Raw genomic sequence first — 17,741 nt, 5'->3', positions numbered from 1 at the left:
CTCCAAAAGAAATGCTTTATCGTCCTGAAAATAATTTTGTCCTCAATTTTTTTGCTGAAAACCGGCTTTTGCTGGAATATAAAGTAGCCACTTTACAGGATATTGCCCCTTTCCTGAATACTGAAGATTCCTATCACGAACCTGATCTTTCAGAAAACACAAGCGTCTGGAATGCCCTGCAGACATTAAGCTCAGATCACAATCATACAGGATTGTATGAAAATCTGGTCAAAGCATTTAATCATTACAGAAAATTACAGACCGTATGACGCATCAGAGTCTTTGGCAGTTTATTGCTGAACAGCACGAAAAGTTAATAACCCAGATTATTCAGCATCTTGGGCTTACCTTTCTGTCTTTATTATTGGCGATCACGGTGGGACTTCCTTTAGGAATACTGATTGCCAGAAAAAAAAGGCTTTCCGGTTCTGTGCTTGGTATTGCCGGTATTTTGCAGACCATTCCCAGTATTGCATTGCTTGGATTTATGATTCCCGTTTTCGGCATCGGTCCTAAACCGGCTATTGCCGCCTTGTTAACCTATGCTCTTTTACCTATTATCCGCAATACATATACCGGAATAACAGGTGTAGATCCTGCTGTGATTGAGTCTGCCAAAGCAATGGGAATGAACAGAAGCCAGCTGCTTTTTAAGGTTAAACTTCCTTTAGCTATGCCTGTTATCATTGCCGGAATAAGGACAGCCGCCGTTATTAATGTAGGGGTAGCCACCCTGGCTTCATTTGTAGCAGCAGGTGGTTTGGGAGAATTTATCTTTGGAGGTATTTCGCTTAACAATACCAATATGATTTTGGCGGGTGCAATTCCTGCAGCATTACTGGCTATTCTATTGGACCAGGTGATTGCTATGATACAAAAGTCGGGATATCTGGTATTCCGGAAACTGAAATATGTAGCACCGATTGTTCTTGTTATCATGGCAGCCGGCTATCTGCTTACTTCTGTTTCACATCATAAAATAAAAGCAGGTTTTACCCCGGAATTTATGGGAAGGCAGGATGGTGACATCGGGCTGCGTTCTGTCTATGGGCTCAATGTAAATCCACTGGTTGTCAATGATGCCATTATGTATAAAGCAGCTTATGAAAAAGAACTGGATCTGATCAGTGGTTATTCTACGGATGGGAGAATCAAGGCCTTTGATCTCTATGTACTGGATGATGATAAAAAAATCTTTCCCCCATACTTTGCGGCTCCCATCATTAAAACCAAAACTCTGAAAAAATTTCCGGAACTGGAAGAAGCTTTAAATCTGCTGGCGGGAAAATTCAATGATTCTATTATGACCGATTTAAATTACAGGTCTGATCATCTCCACCAGACACCGGAGAAGATTGCCAGGGATTTTTTAGTACAGAATAGTCTCTACAAAAGTCCCCGGAAAGGAAATTCAGGAACGGTAAGAATAGGTTCAAAAATCTTCGGGGAACAATACATTCTTGCAGAAATGTATACTATGCTTATTGAAGGATATACGGACTATAAAGCGGAAACAAAAACAGGCTTGGGAGGAACTAAAATCTGTTTTGATGCCTTAATGAATGACGCAATTGATTTTTACCCTGAATACACGGGAACCGGGCTTCTTGTCCTCCTACAGCCTACGCCACAAATCCTGAAAAATGTTACCCAAAGCGCTGATAAAACCTACCGATATGTTAACTCAGAATTTGAACAACAATATGGAATTCAATGGCTGAAACCGCTTGGTTTTAATAATGCATATGCCTTAATGATGCGCCGAAAACAAGCTGAAGATCTTAAGATAAAAAGCATCTCTGATCTTAAAAGGTATGTAGACGGAAAATAGGTTGCCTTTATTTTTACTGCACGGTACTCTGAACACTTACCCAATCCAATCACAGTTAAAAAAATACTAAAATAGAGTGAATAAAATTTGAAAGATATTATATGAACTATCTTTAGCTATAATTAAAAACATGCAGAATAAAATACTTCCTTTTATTGTCTTATCATTATTTTTGGATTCCTGCCATGCTCAGGATACGGATATTCTTTTGATAGATCAACTGGATAAAACATTCAGTGTTTCAAAATTTTACCAATCAAGATTGCAGAAGACTAATGAGATTCTATCAACCGATCTCAAAAAGATGGATAAAAACGCGGCATTAAAAGCCCTGGAAACAGCTATGTTTGAAAAAGACACATTGGCTTTCTACGCATCTGAAGGAAGATTGCCCTCAGACTTTTATCTTGAGTCTACCAATGACTGGATGAGCAGAAAAAAGAAACCGGTCAAATATTTTGGCTATCAATATAAAACAGTAGCTTATGATGAAGCAAAAGATACTTTGGCGATTGTAAATACGGTAGCATTCCCTTCTTTGGACATGGCGGAAAACAATAAAGGAGAGTTTGCGTATCTAAGAGCCAGTAAAGCCTCAAGAAATAAAAATGATTTTTCAAACCTGCTGAGTTTTCTACAAAAAAACAGCAAACGTATACCTATTGAGGATAGCTCATCTGAAGAAGTAAGCTGTTGGGAAAATAAAAACTTCTATTACATTCTGTCTAAAAAAGATGGAAAAGAGGAAGAGATCCTCTCATACGATCATTCAGGAAACAAAAATTCTAAAATGATTGAGATTTCAAACATACGTCTGAATGTATACAGCAAAGAATATATTCAAACTCTCGGAAAAGAAAAGGCCTATATTCCGGAATACATCCCGGCACCTAAATGAAAGCTATGAAAAACAATATACTGACCTTATTTTTAACGGTAACTATGAGACAAAAAGTTCCGTTAGGTATTGCTCTTGTTGCGGGAACCTGTATTTCTTCTGCCCAGACATTGACCTCATCCGGCATCTGGTATGATATCATCCCCGGCAAACTTAATACAGACAGCCTTTTGGTCCAAAAAGGGTTTAAAATGAAGTACAGCGGTCCCAAAAAACAAGGAGGTCTTTTGTCTTGTTATTTTAATAAAAAGTCTGATGAATGGATGTTTATTCATGCCAATGTTCAGAATCAGATCACTTTCATATCATATCTGCTCCCTACCTTAGAAAAATATAAGAAAAACCTGATGGAGAAGAAACAACTGCTTCCAGGCGAAGAAGTACAGGCAATGGGTAAAACCAGGCAGGAAAACAAGATATATTATGATCTTGGCTATATTATTAAAAGACCTGAGTTATCTGATCAAAAGGAATGAAAGCGATGGTAAAAATTACCCAACCATCTTTTTCAAAAACATTATCTTCGCAGCAAATAAAAAAAACCTGACAATATGAAAAAAATAATATTTCTCGCCTCAGCTGTTCTTGTATTAAATTCATGTGTAGTATCCACTGCCGCAAAAGTGGTAAAGGGAGCAGTCAATGTAAGCTACAAGGCAGTAAAAGGAACGGTGAACGGGATTAGCTGGGCCGTAAGCAAAGCTAAAGGAAAGATTGATGAAGACCGTTTAGACGGAACCTGGAAAGTAGTGGGTGTATACCGTGGTTCTTTTGAAGATTTTTCGAAAGATCAGAACCCGGAAAGTTCATTCAGTACAGATTGTACAGAAAGTTATGATCAGATTATTTTCAAGGCTAAAAAATCTAAATTTCAGCCGGTACACTGCAGTTCTGAGAAAGAAGACTGGGTAAAATATTCTCTTGAATTTGGAAAAAATCCTTTGACTAAAGAAAAGGAAAACTATATAGAATACAACTCCAACAACTATATTTCCGTCATTGATGTCAACAACAAAACAATGGTTCTGGAAGGTAATGTAATGCCCAAACTGGCATTTTCCGGAGCTAAACTCTATCTTTTAGAAAAGGTGAAATAATCATTAAAAAGGTAATGAGGAGTTACTTAATCTGTACTCCTCTCCTTTTTTAACCTAATGGCTGCTTCAGTGTAACACTAAAAATATCAAAGTATTGTCAGACTTTAATCTCAATACCTTCTTTGAAAAGGCAATATATCCTTTGCTTGATCTTACGGATAGGGAGAAGCAAATGCTTTTGTCTGAAACCCGTATTCTATCTTTAAAAAATAACAGCTTTCTAATCAGGGAAAATACAATTGTGGATCATCTGTTCTTTTTAAATAAAGGATTGGTAAGAAGTTTTTATACTAAAGACCACCGTGAAATCAATACTGAATTTTTCTTTGAAAATGATTTTCTTACCGCATTAACAAGCTTTCTGACCGGTAAAATAACATATCTCAATTTTCAATGTCTCGAGGAATCTGAGGTCATTGCTATTCCCAAAACTTTAATTGACCGCCTTTTATTGCAGGATCAAAAATGGCATGTGCTCCTCAATCAGATCCTGAAAAAAGAGTTTATCAAAAAATGCTGCAGGGAAAGTTCTTTCCTGTTGCATGATTCCCTTGAACGGTATCTGTATTTTCTTGAACAGTTCCCCAATTCGGAAAACAGAATTCCTCTTTTCCATATCGCCTCTTATCTGGGGATAAGCCCGGAAACATTAAGCCGCATCAGAAGTAAAAAATTGAAGCAAATTGATTTAAGTCAAGTAAATAAGATCTGATTTTCTGCACTTTTGTTTTAAATAATTCAATTATGGACAAAAGAGTACGATTTGATTTTGAAGTTTATTTTACCAACGGAGGAAATCTTAAAGGGGAAGATTTCAGACTGGACATCATGGGCGATAACATTACAGATCAGGAGCTTGCAGATTATATTATTGAAGATCTTAGGTTACTTATGGCCGGCAAAGTAAATATTCTGAATAAGCAGATCTTCAGTGAGCCTCACAAAAGAAAATCCGCAAAAGAACACTCCCCTACGGAAAGACTCATAGATCTAAGCCATACCATCGAAGAAGGGCTGATCACCTATAAAGGGCTTCCGGCTCCTCATATCTGTGATTATCTAAGTCGCAGGGATTCTCAAAAGTTTTATGACAAAGGTACAGAGTTTCAAATTGGCAGTATAGAAATGGTCACCAATACAGGAACTTATATCGATTGTCCTTTTCACAGATTTGAAAACGGAAAAGATACAGCCGAAATAGAATTGGAAAAGTTTGCTGAATTAGATGCCGTAGTCTTTCGGATTCCTTATTCTGAGACACTGGAAATCACAGACGAACATTTCAGAAACAGGGAGATCAGAAATAAAGCCATACTCATTCATACCGGCTGGGATCGTCACTGGAATACTGAAACCTATTATGAAAACCATCCTTACCTTACGGAAAGTGCAGCAGAATATCTTAAAGACTGTCAGGTAAAACTTGTCGGCATTGATTCCCATAATATCGATGATACAACAGGCAAAAGCAGGCCGGTACATACCATTCTTTTATATGCCGAAATATTAATTGTGGAACACCTTTGTAATCTGGATAAACTTCCTGATGAAGATATCACTTTTACCGCTGCTCCTCCAAAATTCAAAGGGGTAGGAACTTTTCCGGTAAGGGCATTTGCTTCGGTAAAACAGACTTTACAAAAATAGTTTTCTGTGCAAGAATTTCTATTGATAAATAGTGAAATCCGGGCTATTTTAAAAACTGAGCTGCGACAAAATATCCTCCGCCAACTACCAGTAATGGCAAGGCTATAGAGATCAGTACCAAAGGCCAGACAAATATTCTGAAATAAGTATATAATCTTACAGAAGAAGGATCCGCAGGGTCATAAATAACGGTCTCTGTTTCGCCTACTGCCCAGAATGAAGGATTACTTCCTTCCGGCAATTCATAGGTATATTCAATATTATTTCGAGTCCGGAAGGTAAAAAGAGGTAGATATACCTCTCCGTCTGATTCAATTACCCGCAGAGAGGTAACAGTTGCTGTTGCCTTTTCTGCTTTCTGCAGGAATGCAAGTGTACTTCTGAAGCTCAGTAACGCTGCAACAAACAGAATCACTCCTGCCCCAAGGATGATATAATATGGCCACATAGCTTTCTTTTTATGGTTATTCATCATATTGCTTCCTGCAAACAGACATTTGACTACTCATTGATTTTCAGATTCATATCTTCAATATAAATATACAAAGATTTACTATATCCTAATTAAGTCCTGCCAATCAATCTGCTATTTGGTCTCTATTGCCACAATTTTCTTTCCTTCTTCTCCCAAATAATGAACTACCAGCTTTTCATATACTTTGTACCCATCATCTACATTCGTAAATATGAGAATTCCTTTTCCTGATTTTGGAAGTACAAAGGCAATACAGCGTGTTCCAAGATCAGCTCCTCCGTGTGATAAGGCATAGTTGCCATTTCCCAAATCATAGATTTCAAAACCCAATCCGAAGTATTTATTCTCCTTCGTTTTTACCTGATTTTTGGTCATTTCCTGAAAAACTTCAGGCTTTAAATGTTCACCCTTCATAACGCTAACCATAAAATTACCGTAATCCTGAATGGTAGTATGCAAGTCATCCGCAGCATTGGCTACTTTGTTTTTTTCCGTGGGATAAGGCTGACCTTCTTTATTATATCCTATCGCAAATCTCGATTCTTCTGTATGCTGATTCCAAATATAATCGGTGTCATTCATACTAAGCGGCTGAAAAATCAGCTCCCGGGCAAGTTGGTTCAACGGTTTTCCCAATTTCTTTTCCAACGCTTTATGCAGGTATTCAAAACCTTCTCCGGAATATTGGTATTGTGTTCCCGGCTCAAACTGAAAGTTTAGCTTTTTATCAGGATTCATCCATCTCCAGTTCGGAAATCCTGTCTGATGGCTCAAGATAAGTCTGGTGGTCAGCTTTCTGTGTCTTGGATCGTTTAGAACATCAGGATCTACCCAGTACTGGTCAAGAGGTTCATCCAGCTTCCATTTCCCCAAACTTACCAGACGCAGTGCTACCATTGCTGTTACAGGCTTGGTAAGCGAAGCCACATTGAAATAGGTATTATAAGGTGCCGGAACTCCTTTTTTTATTTCCCCAAAAACCCTTATCTGTTTAAGCTTTCCTTCTTCAATAATTCCCAGCCCGAGTGTCGGAATTTTATTGTCTTCCAGCCAGCTTTCAATCGTCTGATCATCCCCAGGAATATTCTCCTGAATCGTTGATTTTGCCTGATGATCAAAACTCAGGGATTTAGCCAGTTTCCAGCTTCCATTTTCTATCATCCAGAAATTGGTGAACTTAGCTTTCCCCCCTAATTTTTCGGGTTTTCCTTTTTCTTTTTCAGAAAACTCATGGCTGCCATTCTGAATAACGGCATATAGTTTTCCGTTTTGGTACATCGGATAGATTTCGGAACTTTTATCTATTAAAACTCTTTTTACCTGGCGCATTTCCGGTGCCTTGCACAGTCCGTTTTTAAAATCAATCATGAATTTCTTTTTATCAGAAATACCGTCTTTGTCATGATAAAACTCCAGCCGGTCGCTCAACATATTCTCCATTTGAGAAATATTGCAGGTATTAAAGCCTACTGAAAAAAGAAGACTGTCTCTGGACATAATAGTCTTGTACAGGGCATCAGTTTTTTCTATCTGTGCTTGTGTATTGCTGAAGAAAAAGATGAAAAAAGGGAGTATAAAATGAGTATACTTTGTCATTGTTAATAATTTTGACAAAGATTAAATTTTAGTCCGTTTCAATGCAAAAAATGAACCTGACAAAAACCCGACAAAGCCCTGACATGCTTTATATCATACTGAAATTCAGCCTGAAATACAGTTTCTTATTCCTATCTATTTCCGCTGCATTACGGAGAATAATAAATACATTAGAGAGTGCAATCAGGATCATCAGGATCAGGGTAAACGGACCTCCGAGCTTTAGAAAAATCCCCAACATAAATACAATAGGAGCCATTGCCGTCCACAACATCTGAACCGAGATAATCTGTCGGGCAAGGTTGTTTCTCTGCTTCATGGTAAACATCAGCAGCAGGGGAGCTAAAATATTAAGAGGTGGAAGCACAATACATAAAAGCGAAGAAAGGTTGATTATTTTAATCAGAGAATAGTTTATTTCTGGTGCTTCTTCTTTGATCTCTGTGGTTTTCTCATCGGTATGTACTGCAACTGCAATATCATTCTGCAATAGGTTTTCTTCTATATCCAGGGTTTGTGCCAGCGCCCGGAGTGTATGTCCTTTAGGCTCCGTACCCGCTTCTATCCGCTGGATCGTGCGCACAGAAATTTTAGATCTTTCTGATAATTCTTCCTGGGTCAGATTTTTCTGCTCTCTTACTGCTTTTAATTTAGACATAGCATGCGTATTCTACAAAGAGATATGTATTCATTTTCGCTGGCTAATTTACATCTTTTTCAGTAGTAACGGTAGAAGCAATGCAGTAGAAAAGTTATTCCTATAAAAATCAACCATTTTATCAAAAATAAATGTAATTTTATTAAAATTATTTATGATTTGTTATCGATAATCACTTAAATAGCATTTTCATACAACCCACAACACCAATCTTTTTATGGAAAATACCTCAGCCTCTCCATCGGAAATCAGGAAAAATATAGCAACCTATCTGGGACTCACCCTGCTGTTTTGTCTACCTGTTTATTATATGTGTATTGTTACCGGAAAACTAGGAGGCGGAGCCATATCTTACGCTACCATTATTATGTGGTGTCCGGCTATTGCAGCACTGCTGACCTGTCGTATCAGAAAAATCCCTATTGCTTCCCTGGGCTGGAAATGGGGACTCACCAAATATCAGGTGATGGCGTATTGTATTCCGCTGCTGTATTCCCTTGTCCCCTACCTTATCATCTGGATAAGTGGTGCCGGTGGTTTTTATAACCATGAGTTTGTGGCTGAAACAGGAAAAGGTATGGGCTGGAACCTCCCTGATGGAGTAACCATTATTCTGTACATCCTTCTGATGAGCAGTTTTGGAATGGTACGTTCCATTGGTTCTGCCCTGGGCGAAGAAATTGGCTGGAGGGGACTTCTGACTCCACAATTAGCGAAAATAAACTCCTATACTGCAACTTCCTTATGGATGGGAGTGATCTGGTCACTCTATCATTATCCTCTTCTTCTTTTTTCCAATTACAATACGGGCGGACCCAAATGGCTGGCATTAACCTGCTTTACGGTTATGATATTTGCGTGTTGTTTTATCTTCACCTGGCTGCGCTTAAAATCCGGAAGCCTGTGGACAGCGGCTATTTTACACGCCAGCCATAACCTTTTTATTCAGGCTATTTTTACCCCTCTTACGGTAGACAAAGGACATACCAATTATTATATCGACGAGTTTGGTATTGCTCTTCCCATTGCTACAGCTATCGTAGCGTACTTCTTCTGGAGAAAACGAAAGGAGCTGCCGGAGCAGACTCTTGAAAAATCAGATTCATCTGTTACCATTCAACCATTATCATAACATGCAACAACGTTAGGATTGCCTTATATCAATCTGCCTTTTCCATCTTTCTGAATTTTCTGGATAAAGGAGTATTTAACATGGAATTGTCTGTGCCTATTTTATATACAAATTCGGAACAGTTCTAATCCTGTTCCGAATTTGTATCTATTCACATAAAATAGCTTAGAATGAACGTTTCCTCAACTTTTACATTAGAAAACCTTCACAGATTTAATGATCATTAATGATACTTACAGGAGGCAATGTTGAAACTCCAGGGGGTAAAGGTGGTAACACCGGCCTGTTTCGGAGGGTCACATCATAGGTAATATGGCTGATGATCCAGTTGATGATAAGATCACCGGTCTCATTAGCAGGTATCAGTGGCTGATTAAAATCTATAGGTCTTGTAAACTTGTTTTTCGTTGAAAAACTAATTAAATCTCCAACCCAGGGATCATCCTGTTTTGGATTATTTAAAGTTCTTATAAGAGGAATGCATCTAAGTTCCCAGGTTCCTGCCACCCAGTCATTACCATCCCCATGGTTCTTTCTATTGAAAAACAGATAATTAAAACCTTCTCTTTCCTTCTCATTGTAAGTTTCATCATTGTTTTCACTTGCGTAATCACTAAAGCAAAGGTAGCTGTAAATTTCATTCCGGTATTCTTTTAAAAATGCACGTAATTTTTCCCGGTTATTTACAGAATCTGGACTTTGGAAGTGCCATGCTGTAAATGTTTTTGCTCCGTCTTTTTTTGTTATAATGATAGCACAGCCATTCATTTCTCCGGTAATAACATATTGCGGCTCGGCTAAGGTAGGATACAAGGGAATATTTTCCAATCTTCCTATATTTGAAAAATCATCTTTTGGAGTTCCGGAAATGTATGGGAAAAAGTATACCGGACCTAAATTGATCCGCTTATACCCAAAGTATCTCTTAAGTAGGCCAACGTTTTGGCTCACCGTAACCCCACTAAAATCAAGATCATCAAATTCTACAATTTGCAAATCAGTTTTTTGGGGGAGCATATAAGATGGATTTTTTTTGCCTTCTGTTTTCCTTAAGGCCTCTCTGAAGTTTAAAGAAATAGCCTTCGGATGATTCCATATAAGATCCTCCGGCTCCGTTTCCTCTACTATTTTTTTTAGCATATAAATTATTTTTAAATGGGTAAAAAACTACTATTGACCGAAAGAACCGGCCTCCCTTATTTTAGCAGCCAGTTCCTGTAAAGATGCACGCGTCTCTGCATTGACATTAGCACCAAACAAAATCATAAGCTCATCTAAAACATGTTGTCCTTTGCCTCTCTCACTTTGCCAATAATCTTCTTCGGTACTCCCTACAGTTTTATGATTTTCATGAGTACTGATCTTTTGTAGTAGTTTCTGTACATCAGAGTCGTTAAATACCTCACCTATCTTCTGTTCTCCTACATTTCCAAACAAAAGATGAATTAATCGTATGGCAAAATGAACTCCATAACCCACCTGATCAGAGGTAAAGTCTTTTGTCGCTATCATCGCACCAAGCCGTCCCTTCCGGTCTACTTTATTGGGTTCCAACAAGGCCTGGTACTGCTGATATTCATTTCTTCCCATCCAGGTCCCTGCGCCTGCTGCAGAAAACAACAGTTGTACATATTTTTTTTTCATGATATAAGTTTATAATTGAATTTTTAAAGTTTTTATTTACTCAATGAAACCTGAACCAGGTTTTCTGAAAACTGATATCACAAATTTCTGTGTAAAGATTCTGATTCATCAAAGGGGAAAACCCCATTTTCAAAAAGTAAGGGTTTACCCGTATTACATGTAAACGCCCTCTTATTTTTGGATTGTGGTTGCCTTGAACACGATCAAAAAAAGAATGGATTAGTCTTTGACCAATCCATTCTTAAACAGTTTTTACTATTATATTTGACAATTCACAGATATATACTAAACCTGAGGATCTATATATAAAATCAAATCTCCGGGAAGTGTCACACCTGTTAAAGGTGCTATGGAAGCCGCCGGCCAATTGAAAGAAGTACTGGCACTTCCAATATTGGCTCCTACCTGAGATAAGCTGATATTAAACTTAAGCTGAGTAACCACTATTGGGACAACAATAGCTACCACAGCGGCTACACAGGCCCCTAAAGTTCCAAATGTTGCAATAATCAATGCTCCAACAATAGCCCATCCGCCCGGGCTTAATGCTGCAGAACCACTTCCGGATGGTGCATCAACATTAAACGAGATCGTCTGCCCCGATAATCCCGGAGTAAGATAAATGTGACCACTCACATTTATCCAGATTAAGCTTGAAAATGCCGAAACAGGATACCCAACGGCACCGTAATCAGACTGTATCTGTCCATTGTTATTAACGTAATTATTCATACTCGTTAATTTAGGATTATACTCGCCATCGAGATTAACAGATGTGTTGAGGCTTACATTATAAGGTGTACTGGAGTTTCCTGTTACTGTAAATGAGCTGGCGGTGGTATTTAATTGGGTAGCCAGAACAGGAAGCAGCATATTATTAAGAATACACCGGTTAGATATATACATGGCGGCATTCTGATCTGATGGCAATAGAGCCGGGCCTCCCATAAAATTTAATGAACCAGCAGATCCCGTACTTGTATTGGCTACTAACGCCAAAATATTAGAGTCCGGATTTGAGGTGTTGGCCTGAATGGCAAAATAAATACTCCCTACAGGCTGTACAGCAGCTGGGACACCTTCCAGATTTACAGTTCCCAGATAATAAGAACCTCCTTTGTATACCTGTTGCAGGTAATATTCCACCATTCCGTTTAATACAGCTACCCAACCTTGCGGAGGATTTACACTTACACTAAATATAGCATATTGACTGGTAAAATCCAAATATAACCGTACCGCATCAGTACCGTCAAGGGTTACACTTAAATATTGAAGGTTGGAAATAATAAGCAGAGTACTCCCATCCGGAATCACATGAGAAGCGCCCGAGAATGTCAGAGTTCCGCTTATTGGAACTTCTATAGAGGCCATAGAACTTGTGCCTGAACTTTGTGGGGGCGTTAAATTGGTGGTTGGTGTACCAAAAGATCCGTCAAATGTTATCCCTCCTGATGATGTATTAACATTACTGGGGAAAAGATTATCATTGTAAGCTGCTCCAATAAGCTCATTAAGCAGTGATTGGGTTGCTACCGCTACTAGGTCCCATCCCTGGGTCATTACTGTTGCCATATCTTTATTTTTTTAGGGTGGTTAATAAAATATCAGAAGCCTCTTTGACCATCTGAATAACATCCTGCGGGATCCCGATATTGGCATCTTGCATAGCCTTCATAGGATTTTCCACATATTGCTGACCATTATCCGCTGACCTTGAGATCCATTCTATGATTCTGTTCTCGTAAGGCATTAAGGCAACAAAAGCCTCTTGGATTTTTTTATTAACTGTTGAATCCGAGGTAATATTTGATGTAATCATTGAAGAAAAGCCCTTGTTGGCATGAAAGCTTACATCATAGGATTTTCCATTTTCATTAAATTGAAATGATGTTTCGGTTAAAGTCTGTTTTTCCATGTGATTTGATTTTTGATTGTTGCCTACTCTTAAAGGTTTTCAGCATTCCCTATTGATTATAAACAATAACGATATGAAGATCGTCCCTGCTTTTTTGATTTGTTTTCTGATTAGTAAGCTCAAAGTAACGCACAAAAAGAAGGGAATTTTAGAGTGTAAATAACCAAATTATGTATTCAGTATAAATACTCTTACTACACTGATTAAATAACAAAAACATAACTCATAACTCATAATGTATAAATACAACGCTCCCACCCAACATTTCACCCATGAGAGAATTCCCTTATTTTTTAAAATTCAGTCTTTTCCCTTAATGAAGATTTATTTTGATTGATGAAATTTGTATCAGACAAAAGAGGTTAACAATCTCATACTGAATATTCGATAAGAAAAAAGAAAGTGTTGAATTGAAAGGAAATCTTTGAAAAAAGATGTTTGAAATTAAAAATAATAATAACCATTTAAACCCAAAATATGGCAGATACAGTAAACAATCAGACTACAGATGCAGTAACGCAGACGAATGTTACCGTGCTTGGTGAATCTCCCGCACAGGCCATGAGTATGCTCTACCAGATGGCTACACATGCCAGTGGAATTTCCATTCAGAATTCGGTAACGAATCAGCAGAACTTAAATCAGCTTAATCCTGCGATTGTTGCAGATGCCATTAAAATTTTAAAAGGATAATCTAAAACCTTACGATCATGAATGAGCACAACAGTCAAATCCAACAATCGCAGACAGCGCATGCCACCACTCCGGTGGAGAAAGCTGTAGTATTTGTAAACAGTGAGGTATTGGCACCCCCAAAAGCATCCCCTATGACCGGAGTAGCAAAAGTAATGATTGAACAGTCTACGGGAATGATGGTTCAGGATCTGCAGTCTTTTTTAAAAGGATTTGAGCAGGTAGGTCTTATTGCCTTAAGCAGATTAGCCAACAATTTATTGACTTACGGATCGCCTGTAGGTCCTGCTCCGGGCAGTAAAGATACAGAAGCTCACAAAGCTGAATTTGTACAGGCAGAGGGGACGGGACATAGTAATGAAATGATGAAAGACTTATTTAAAATGGTGAGTGATTATGCAGAAGTAAAAGCTAAAATTTCCAATACCATATACAACGCCAATACGCTTCCCATTCCGAATGAAACACCGGTATCTCCCCCTTATACCGATATTTTATCAGAGGCTGAAGATCCTGAAAAAAAAAACAGGTAGATCCGGTAACGGAACAAACCTCATCAGAAAAAGAAGAAATGAAAAAAAGCTTTATTACGGCTGATCATGAGGGGAAATTAGTATTGAAGTCAATAAAACTGACACAGCCACTCGTAAAACCAGAAATTAAAGAAGCAGTAATTCCTTCAGAAGAATCTGAAGTTACAACAGAAAAGAAAACCATAATAACCCAACTCATTGACAAACTTAAAATAAATAAGAAATGAATTATTCTACAGTAACCAAACCCGCTAAAATTTTAAATCTACAGAGCTTACATGATTTAAATGAACGGCTTTATCTGACCAGAAACAGTGATACCGCTTATTTGGACACAAAAAACACAGATAGCAAGAAAACCGACAATAATGCAGAGCGTATTGTATTTAATCTCCAAACATCGGACATTAATATACAACCTTCTGTAAGACTGGTCAACTGCACCAGGGGAAGTAAAAGATACAATCATTTTCAGTCTTTTGTGATAGAACCTAAGGATAAATCAACCGGAATCGTAGTTATTATGATCAAGCTGGATGATCCGAAAGCCTTTTATTGTAATGTAAGAATTTTACCCCTTACTACTTTAAGCGACATTGCACTTCCGGAGAGCGATTCAAAACCTCTCACAATTAATCTTGAAAGATCAAAATGCATTCTCAAAACGGATATTACAATTACTCCATCCAATACAGGAGAAGCAATGTATTCGGTACATGATGTAGATGTTTCTGATGTTTCTGATCTGGTCACTCCGGTTGAGATGATAGAATTAAAGAGGGAACTGGAGTTTCAGGCTTCCAAGCTGATTGCCCATTATTTCCAGGAAATCCTAAGTATTGTAGTGAATGAAACGCCAGTAAATAATGGGAAGCCTATTGTGATTTCGGATGATTATATTCTAACCCTTCCTCACAATCAATTAAAAGAAATGCTTTCAGCCAATGCTATTTCTGGGTGTATTTCTTTAGAAGTTACAGGCTATAATGTAATCAGAGGGCTTAATCCGGACTGGAGGGCTGCTTCTGCATTTATCGGCTATATACTGTAATTGCCAGGTATTTTTTTAACATCATAAAAAACAACATTAATGCGCAGAAGAATTCCCAAAAAAGTTCCTGTTCAGCAGCCTCCTGTCCCGGTGACAGAAGAATACAATAAGCCTGCTATCATTGAAGAAGAAGTGATGCCTCTTGTATTGAGGCACGAAGATAAAATCATTAATTACATCAAAGAAAAAGCAATAAAGGAGACCATGAAATCACTGGCACCTTTACTGGAAAAACTGGAAGAAGCTGTTAAACAGCAAGAAGCAGCTCCCACTCAGGATTTCCAACCCACTGCTTCTGCTGCCCCGGCAATGAACTATGAAGAACAGCTGAAACAGCTTCAGGAGGCTTCAACAGCAAAGGTAAAGGAGAAAGAGATAAAAATAATGGAGCGAATGAATAAGCTGAATACAAGGCTTGGTAATATTCGGATCTAAAAACATCAAAAACTAAATATATACTATGAACGAAATTAATGCATTCATCACAGGAATGTCTACGGCTGTGCCCGGTGCCATTTCTACACAGGTAAGTGCCCATTCCACAGGGCTCATGCAGATTAATTCTGCGTTAAACCAACAACGGGACTCTATGATGGGAATAACCAATTATGTCATGGGAGTCAAAAAAATGAGTTCCGGAAAACGGAAATACCGAGAATTGGAAATGCTTAAAAAGGGAAGGTTTTAATCCCTGCATCAAAAACTATGGATGCGGTTTATTTTCTCTGTAAAGATAAAATCCGGTGCCCTCAACATATACCATCAGGTCAACATTTATTTTGCACCGGTTTTTAGATGCTGTCAGTGTACAAAAGCAATCATTCAGAATCCATTTTTTTTCCGGCCCAAAGGAATCGATCACTGCCGGCATACCTATAGCAGAAATATATTTTTAAGACAGATATTAAAATTATAACCGCATCCTTTTAATAAAAAATATGCTTTAAACTCGCACAGATTTTACAGATCATGGTTTCAACCATTGTATTAAGAATCACCCTTCGGATCTAATCATCAATTACCAGTCTATACCAATGCTTTTGAAATTTATTCATCTGCAGGATCTGTTGTGAGTTTAAAAATAGAATAGAAAACTAGTTTAAATCAATAATTTATTAACCGAGATCAGATCTCACCAAAAACAATTACAACTATGGCAACAGTCAATGAACAAATCACAGACGCAGTAACGCAATCTAACGTAAAGGTAGTAGCAGAATCTCCTGCAATGGCTTTAAGTAATGTGTATCAATCGGCAGCACATTCTACAGGAATTATGTTTGAAAATGCAGTCAATACGCAAAATCAACAAAACATTTTAGGTCAGGCAGCCACTACTCAGGGAATCCTGCAGATCTATAGCCTGGATACTGTAGCAGATGCCGTTTCGATTGCTAAGATCCTTAAACCCTAATTTTTAAACTTTTTGATAAAAAGTGATCATCCCAGCCGGAAAATCCGGTTGTTTTTTAACCCATAAACAATAATCGTTATGCCAGTAAACGGACAAATCACAGACGCAGTAACTCAGTCGAATGTAAAAGTAGTAGCAGAGTCTCCTGCAATAGCTTTAAGTAATGTGTATCAGACAGCAGCACATTCTACAGGAATTATGTTTGAAAATGCGATTAATGCTCAAAACCAGCACAATATCGTTACCCAGGCAGCTACAACACAAGGTGTTACTCAAATCTACAGTAAAGATACCATCGCTGATGCTATTTCTATTGCTAAGATCCTAACCCCTTAATCCATTTTTGCAGACCGCAGCATACAACAATTTTACAATACCGGAAAAACCGGTTGATTTTTAACCTTAATAAAAAATTATAACTATGGCATCAGTCAACGAACAAATCACAGACGCAGTAACCCAGTCCAACGTAAAAGTAGTAGCAGAATCTCCTGCAATGGCGCTGAGTAACGTATATCAATCAGCAGCACATTCTACAGGAATTATGTTTGAAAATGCAGTGAATGCACAAAACCAACAAAATATTCTGACTCAGGCAGCTACGACACAAGGTATTTCACAAATCTACAGCCTGGATACTATTGCAGATGCGGTTTCCATTGCTAAAGTCCTTAATCCGTAATTCATTTTTGCGAAAAGCAGAATACTATCCGAGCAACCGGAAAATCCGGTTGTTCTTTAAACCTAATAAAAAATTATAACTATGGCATTACCTACCGAAAAAGCAGGAACAACAGTCAACGAACAAATCACAGACGCAGTAACACAATCGAACGTAAAAGTAGTCGCAGAATCTCCTGCCGTAGCACTGAGCAACGTGTACCAGACAGCAGCACATTCTACAGGAATTATGTTTGAAAATGCAGTGAATTCACAAAACCAACAAAACATAGTTACTCAGGCTGCCACTACACAGGGGATTTCACAAATCTACAGCCTGGATACTATTGCAGATGCCGTTTCTATGGCTAAAGTCCTTAATCCGTAATTCATTTTTGCGAAAAGCAGAATACCATCCAAGCAACCGGAAAAACCGGTTGTTTTAAACTTAATAAAAAATTATAACTATGGCATTACCTACCGAAAAAGCAGGA

General features: G+C 38.1%; 24 protein-coding genes and 1 pseudogene. 18 read left to right on the top strand and 7 right to left on the bottom strand.

Annotated elements, in window-relative coordinates:
- The 7 genes and pseudogenes from JML65_RS23340 to JML65_RS23310 all read left to right on the top strand — a co-directional run.
- Positions 1-269, top strand: a pseudogene (locus JML65_RS23340) (ABC transporter ATP-binding protein); the annotation flags it as partial.
- Entirely contained in the window at positions 266-1,831 is a 1,566-nt protein-coding gene (locus tag JML65_RS23335; protein WP_202272487.1) for an ABC transporter permease/substrate-binding protein, read from the top strand. The pseudogene JML65_RS23340 and the gene JML65_RS23335, both read left to right, overlap by 4 nt.
- A gap of 130 nt (positions 1,832-1,961) precedes the next feature.
- Complete coding sequence (locus JML65_RS23330) at positions 1,962-2,729, top strand: hypothetical protein (RefSeq protein ID WP_202272485.1); 768 nt, start codon at positions 1,962-1,964, stop codon at positions 2,727-2,729.
- Positions 2,730-2,734: 5 nt separating this feature from the next.
- Positions 2,735-3,205 carry a hypothetical protein gene (locus JML65_RS23325; protein WP_237390976.1) on the top strand — a complete coding sequence of 157 codons (471 nt, stop codon included), beginning with the start codon at positions 2,735-2,737 and terminating at the stop codon, positions 3,203-3,205.
- Positions 3,206-3,280: 75 nt separating this feature from the next.
- Positions 3,281-3,826, top strand: coding sequence for a membrane lipoprotein lipid attachment site-containing protein (locus JML65_RS23320; RefSeq protein WP_047487191.1), 546 nt, complete (start codon positions 3,281-3,283; stop codon positions 3,824-3,826).
- Positions 3,827-3,920: 94 nt separating this feature from the next.
- Positions 3,921-4,538, top strand: a complete 618-nt coding sequence (locus JML65_RS23315) for a Crp/Fnr family transcriptional regulator (RefSeq protein ID WP_202272483.1) — start codon at positions 3,921-3,923, stop codon at positions 4,536-4,538.
- A 32-nt stretch (positions 4,539-4,570) separates the two neighbouring features.
- On the top strand, positions 4,571-5,473 hold the full coding sequence (locus JML65_RS23310) for a cyclase family protein (protein ID WP_202272481.1): 903 nt from the start codon (positions 4,571-4,573) through the stop codon (positions 5,471-5,473).
- Between the two features lie 43 nt (positions 5,474-5,516).
- Here JML65_RS23310 and JML65_RS23305 read toward each other — a convergent pair whose 3' ends face one another.
- The 3 genes from JML65_RS23305 to JML65_RS23295 all read right to left on the bottom strand — a co-directional run bounded on the left by JML65_RS23305 (position 5,517) and on the right by JML65_RS23295 (position 8,202).
- The gene (locus JML65_RS23305) at positions 5,517-5,948 is read right to left on the bottom strand and encodes a DUF3592 domain-containing protein (RefSeq protein ID WP_237390975.1); all 432 of its coding nucleotides are present in this window, start codon (positions 5,946-5,948) and stop codon (positions 5,517-5,519) included.
- A 111-nt stretch (positions 5,949-6,059) separates the two neighbouring features.
- Positions 6,060-7,544 carry a serine hydrolase domain-containing protein gene (locus JML65_RS23300; protein WP_202272479.1) on the bottom strand — a complete coding sequence of 495 codons (1,485 nt, stop codon included), beginning with the start codon at positions 7,542-7,544 and terminating at the stop codon, positions 6,060-6,062.
- 88 nt (positions 7,545-7,632) lie between these two features.
- Entirely contained in the window at positions 7,633-8,202 is a 570-nt protein-coding gene (locus JML65_RS23295) for a helix-turn-helix domain-containing protein (protein ID WP_202272477.1), read from the bottom strand.
- Positions 8,203-8,419: 217 nt separating this feature from the next.
- On the opposite strand from JML65_RS23295, the gene JML65_RS23290 reads away from it, so the two are divergent.
- A complete protein-coding gene (locus tag JML65_RS23290) occupies positions 8,420-9,334 on the top strand; it encodes a type II CAAX endopeptidase family protein (protein ID WP_084087895.1) in 915 nt (304 codons plus the stop codon).
- A gap of 213 nt (positions 9,335-9,547) precedes the next feature.
- Here the strand turns inward: JML65_RS23290 and JML65_RS23285 are convergent, their stop codons facing one another.
- The 4 genes from JML65_RS23285 to JML65_RS23270 all read right to left on the bottom strand — a co-directional run bounded on the left by JML65_RS23285 (position 9,548) and on the right by JML65_RS23270 (position 12,896).
- Positions 9,548-10,474: a hypothetical protein gene (locus JML65_RS23285; protein WP_084087894.1), complete on the bottom strand. Its 927-nt coding sequence runs from the start codon at positions 10,472-10,474 to the stop codon at positions 9,548-9,550.
- A gap of 30 nt (positions 10,475-10,504) precedes the next feature.
- A complete protein-coding gene (locus JML65_RS23280) occupies positions 10,505-10,978 on the bottom strand; it encodes a hypothetical protein (RefSeq protein WP_084087893.1) in 474 nt (157 codons plus the stop codon).
- Between the two features lie 285 nt (positions 10,979-11,263).
- The gene (locus tag JML65_RS23275) at positions 11,264-12,553 is read right to left on the bottom strand and encodes a TULIP family P47-like protein (protein ID WP_047486858.1); all 1,290 of its coding nucleotides are present in this window, start codon (positions 12,551-12,553) and stop codon (positions 11,264-11,266) included.
- A 4-nt stretch (positions 12,554-12,557) separates the two neighbouring features.
- The gene (locus JML65_RS23270; protein WP_084087892.1) at positions 12,558-12,896 is read right to left on the bottom strand and encodes a hypothetical protein; all 339 of its coding nucleotides are present in this window, start codon (positions 12,894-12,896) and stop codon (positions 12,558-12,560) included.
- Positions 12,897-13,373: 477 nt separating this feature from the next.
- On the opposite strand from JML65_RS23270, the gene JML65_RS23265 reads away from it, so the two are divergent.
- The 10 genes from JML65_RS23265 (at position 13,374) to JML65_RS23220 (ending at position 17,635) form a co-directional block, all read left to right on the top strand.
- A complete protein-coding gene (locus tag JML65_RS23265) occupies positions 13,374-13,589 on the top strand; it encodes a RebB family R body protein (RefSeq protein WP_047400697.1) in 216 nt (71 codons plus the stop codon).
- A 17-nt stretch (positions 13,590-13,606) separates the two neighbouring features.
- Positions 13,607-14,122 carry a hypothetical protein gene (locus tag JML65_RS23260; protein WP_202272475.1) on the top strand — a complete coding sequence of 172 codons (516 nt, stop codon included), beginning with the start codon at positions 13,607-13,609 and terminating at the stop codon, positions 14,120-14,122.
- Between the two features lie 38 nt (positions 14,123-14,160).
- Positions 14,161-14,349 carry a hypothetical protein gene (locus JML65_RS23255; protein ID WP_047486867.1) on the top strand — a complete coding sequence of 63 codons (189 nt, stop codon included), beginning with the start codon at positions 14,161-14,163 and terminating at the stop codon, positions 14,347-14,349.
- Positions 14,346-15,173, top strand: coding sequence for a hypothetical protein (locus JML65_RS23250; protein ID WP_084087891.1), 828 nt, complete (start codon positions 14,346-14,348; stop codon positions 15,171-15,173). The genes JML65_RS23255 and JML65_RS23250 overlap by 4 nt, the downstream gene beginning before the upstream one ends.
- Positions 15,174-15,212: 39 nt before the next feature.
- Positions 15,213-15,608, top strand: a complete 396-nt coding sequence (locus JML65_RS23245; RefSeq protein WP_202272473.1) for a hypothetical protein — start codon at positions 15,213-15,215, stop codon at positions 15,606-15,608.
- A 25-nt stretch (positions 15,609-15,633) separates the two neighbouring features.
- Entirely contained in the window at positions 15,634-15,861 is a 228-nt protein-coding gene (locus tag JML65_RS23240) for a RebB family R body protein (RefSeq protein ID WP_115918451.1), read from the top strand.
- A 465-nt stretch (positions 15,862-16,326) separates the two neighbouring features.
- Positions 16,327-16,587: a RebB family R body protein gene (locus tag JML65_RS23235; protein ID WP_047486879.1), complete on the top strand. Its 261-nt coding sequence runs from the start codon at positions 16,327-16,329 to the stop codon at positions 16,585-16,587.
- Positions 16,588-16,665: 78 nt separating this feature from the next.
- A complete protein-coding gene (locus tag JML65_RS23230) occupies positions 16,666-16,923 on the top strand; it encodes a RebB family R body protein (protein WP_084087888.1) in 258 nt (85 codons plus the stop codon).
- A gap of 85 nt (positions 16,924-17,008) precedes the next feature.
- Positions 17,009-17,269, top strand: a complete 261-nt coding sequence (locus JML65_RS23225; RefSeq protein WP_047486885.1) for a RebB family R body protein — start codon at positions 17,009-17,011, stop codon at positions 17,267-17,269.
- An 81-nt stretch (positions 17,270-17,350) separates the two neighbouring features.
- On the top strand, positions 17,351-17,635 hold the full coding sequence (locus JML65_RS23220) for a RebB family R body protein (protein ID WP_084087887.1): 285 nt from the start codon (positions 17,351-17,353) through the stop codon (positions 17,633-17,635).
- The last annotated feature ends 106 nt before the right edge of the window (positions 17,636-17,741 follow it).

It is taken from the genome of Chryseobacterium sp. KMC2 (assembly GCF_016756935.1).
Taxonomy (GTDB): domain Bacteria; phylum Bacteroidota; class Bacteroidia; order Flavobacteriales; family Weeksellaceae; genus Chryseobacterium; species Chryseobacterium rhizosphaerae.
The sequence above is the reverse complement of the archived record's forward strand: the minus strand, read 5'-3'. Positions and strand labels throughout refer to the sequence as shown.

What these genes read in the sequence shown, in the direction of transcription:
- JML65_RS23245 (WP_202272473.1), top strand. Translation starts at nt 15,213, where the DNA reads ATGCGCAGAAGAATTCCCAAAAAAGTTCCTGTTCAGCAGCCTCCTGTC.
- JML65_RS23310 (WP_202272481.1), top strand. Translation starts at nt 4,571, where the DNA reads ATGGACAAAAGAGTACGATTTGATTTTGAAGTTTATTTTACCAACGGA.
- JML65_RS23300 (WP_202272479.1), bottom strand. Translation starts at nt 7,544, where the DNA reads ATGACAAAGTATACTCATTTTATACTCCCTTTTTTCATCTTTTTCTTC.
- JML65_RS23225 (WP_047486885.1), top strand. Translation starts at nt 17,009, where the DNA reads ATGGCATCAGTCAACGAACAAATCACAGACGCAGTAACCCAGTCCAAC.
- JML65_RS23295 (WP_202272477.1), bottom strand. Translation starts at nt 8,202, where the DNA reads ATGTCTAAATTAAAAGCAGTAAGAGAGCAGAAAAATCTGACCCAGGAA.
- JML65_RS23330 (WP_202272485.1), top strand. Translation starts at nt 1,962, where the DNA reads ATGCAGAATAAAATACTTCCTTTTATTGTCTTATCATTATTTTTGGAT.
- JML65_RS23275 (WP_047486858.1), bottom strand. Translation starts at nt 12,553, where the DNA reads ATGGCAACAGTAATGACCCAGGGATGGGACCTAGTAGCGGTAGCAACC.
- JML65_RS23235 (WP_047486879.1), top strand. Translation starts at nt 16,327, where the DNA reads ATGGCAACAGTCAATGAACAAATCACAGACGCAGTAACGCAATCTAAC.
- JML65_RS23230 (WP_084087888.1), top strand. Translation starts at nt 16,666, where the DNA reads ATGCCAGTAAACGGACAAATCACAGACGCAGTAACTCAGTCGAATGTA.
- JML65_RS23325 (WP_237390976.1), top strand. Translation starts at nt 2,735, where the DNA reads ATGAAAAACAATATACTGACCTTATTTTTAACGGTAACTATGAGACAA.
- JML65_RS23285 (WP_084087894.1), bottom strand. Translation starts at nt 10,474, where the DNA reads ATGCTAAAAAAAATAGTAGAGGAAACGGAGCCGGAGGATCTTATATGG.
- JML65_RS23255 (WP_047486867.1), top strand. Translation starts at nt 14,161, where the DNA reads ATGAAAAAAAGCTTTATTACGGCTGATCATGAGGGGAAATTAGTATTG.
- JML65_RS23320 (WP_047487191.1), top strand. Translation starts at nt 3,281, where the DNA reads ATGAAAAAAATAATATTTCTCGCCTCAGCTGTTCTTGTATTAAATTCA.
- JML65_RS23280 (WP_084087893.1), bottom strand. Translation starts at nt 10,978, where the DNA reads ATGAAAAAAAAATATGTACAACTGTTGTTTTCTGCAGCAGGCGCAGGG.
- JML65_RS23260 (WP_202272475.1), top strand. Translation starts at nt 13,607, where the DNA reads ATGAATGAGCACAACAGTCAAATCCAACAATCGCAGACAGCGCATGCC.
- JML65_RS23240 (WP_115918451.1), top strand. Translation starts at nt 15,634, where the DNA reads ATGAACGAAATTAATGCATTCATCACAGGAATGTCTACGGCTGTGCCC.
- JML65_RS23335 (WP_202272487.1), top strand. Translation starts at nt 266, where the DNA reads ATGACGCATCAGAGTCTTTGGCAGTTTATTGCTGAACAGCACGAAAAG.
- JML65_RS23220 (WP_084087887.1), top strand. Translation starts at nt 17,351, where the DNA reads ATGGCATTACCTACCGAAAAAGCAGGAACAACAGTCAACGAACAAATC.
- JML65_RS23250 (WP_084087891.1), top strand. Translation starts at nt 14,346, where the DNA reads ATGAATTATTCTACAGTAACCAAACCCGCTAAAATTTTAAATCTACAG.
- JML65_RS23290 (WP_084087895.1), top strand. Translation starts at nt 8,420, where the DNA reads ATGGAAAATACCTCAGCCTCTCCATCGGAAATCAGGAAAAATATAGCA.
- JML65_RS23265 (WP_047400697.1), top strand. Translation starts at nt 13,374, where the DNA reads ATGGCAGATACAGTAAACAATCAGACTACAGATGCAGTAACGCAGACG.
- JML65_RS23305 (WP_237390975.1), bottom strand. Translation starts at nt 5,948, where the DNA reads ATGATGAATAACCATAAAAAGAAAGCTATGTGGCCATATTATATCATC.
- JML65_RS23270 (WP_084087892.1), bottom strand. Translation starts at nt 12,896, where the DNA reads ATGGAAAAACAGACTTTAACCGAAACATCATTTCAATTTAATGAAAAT.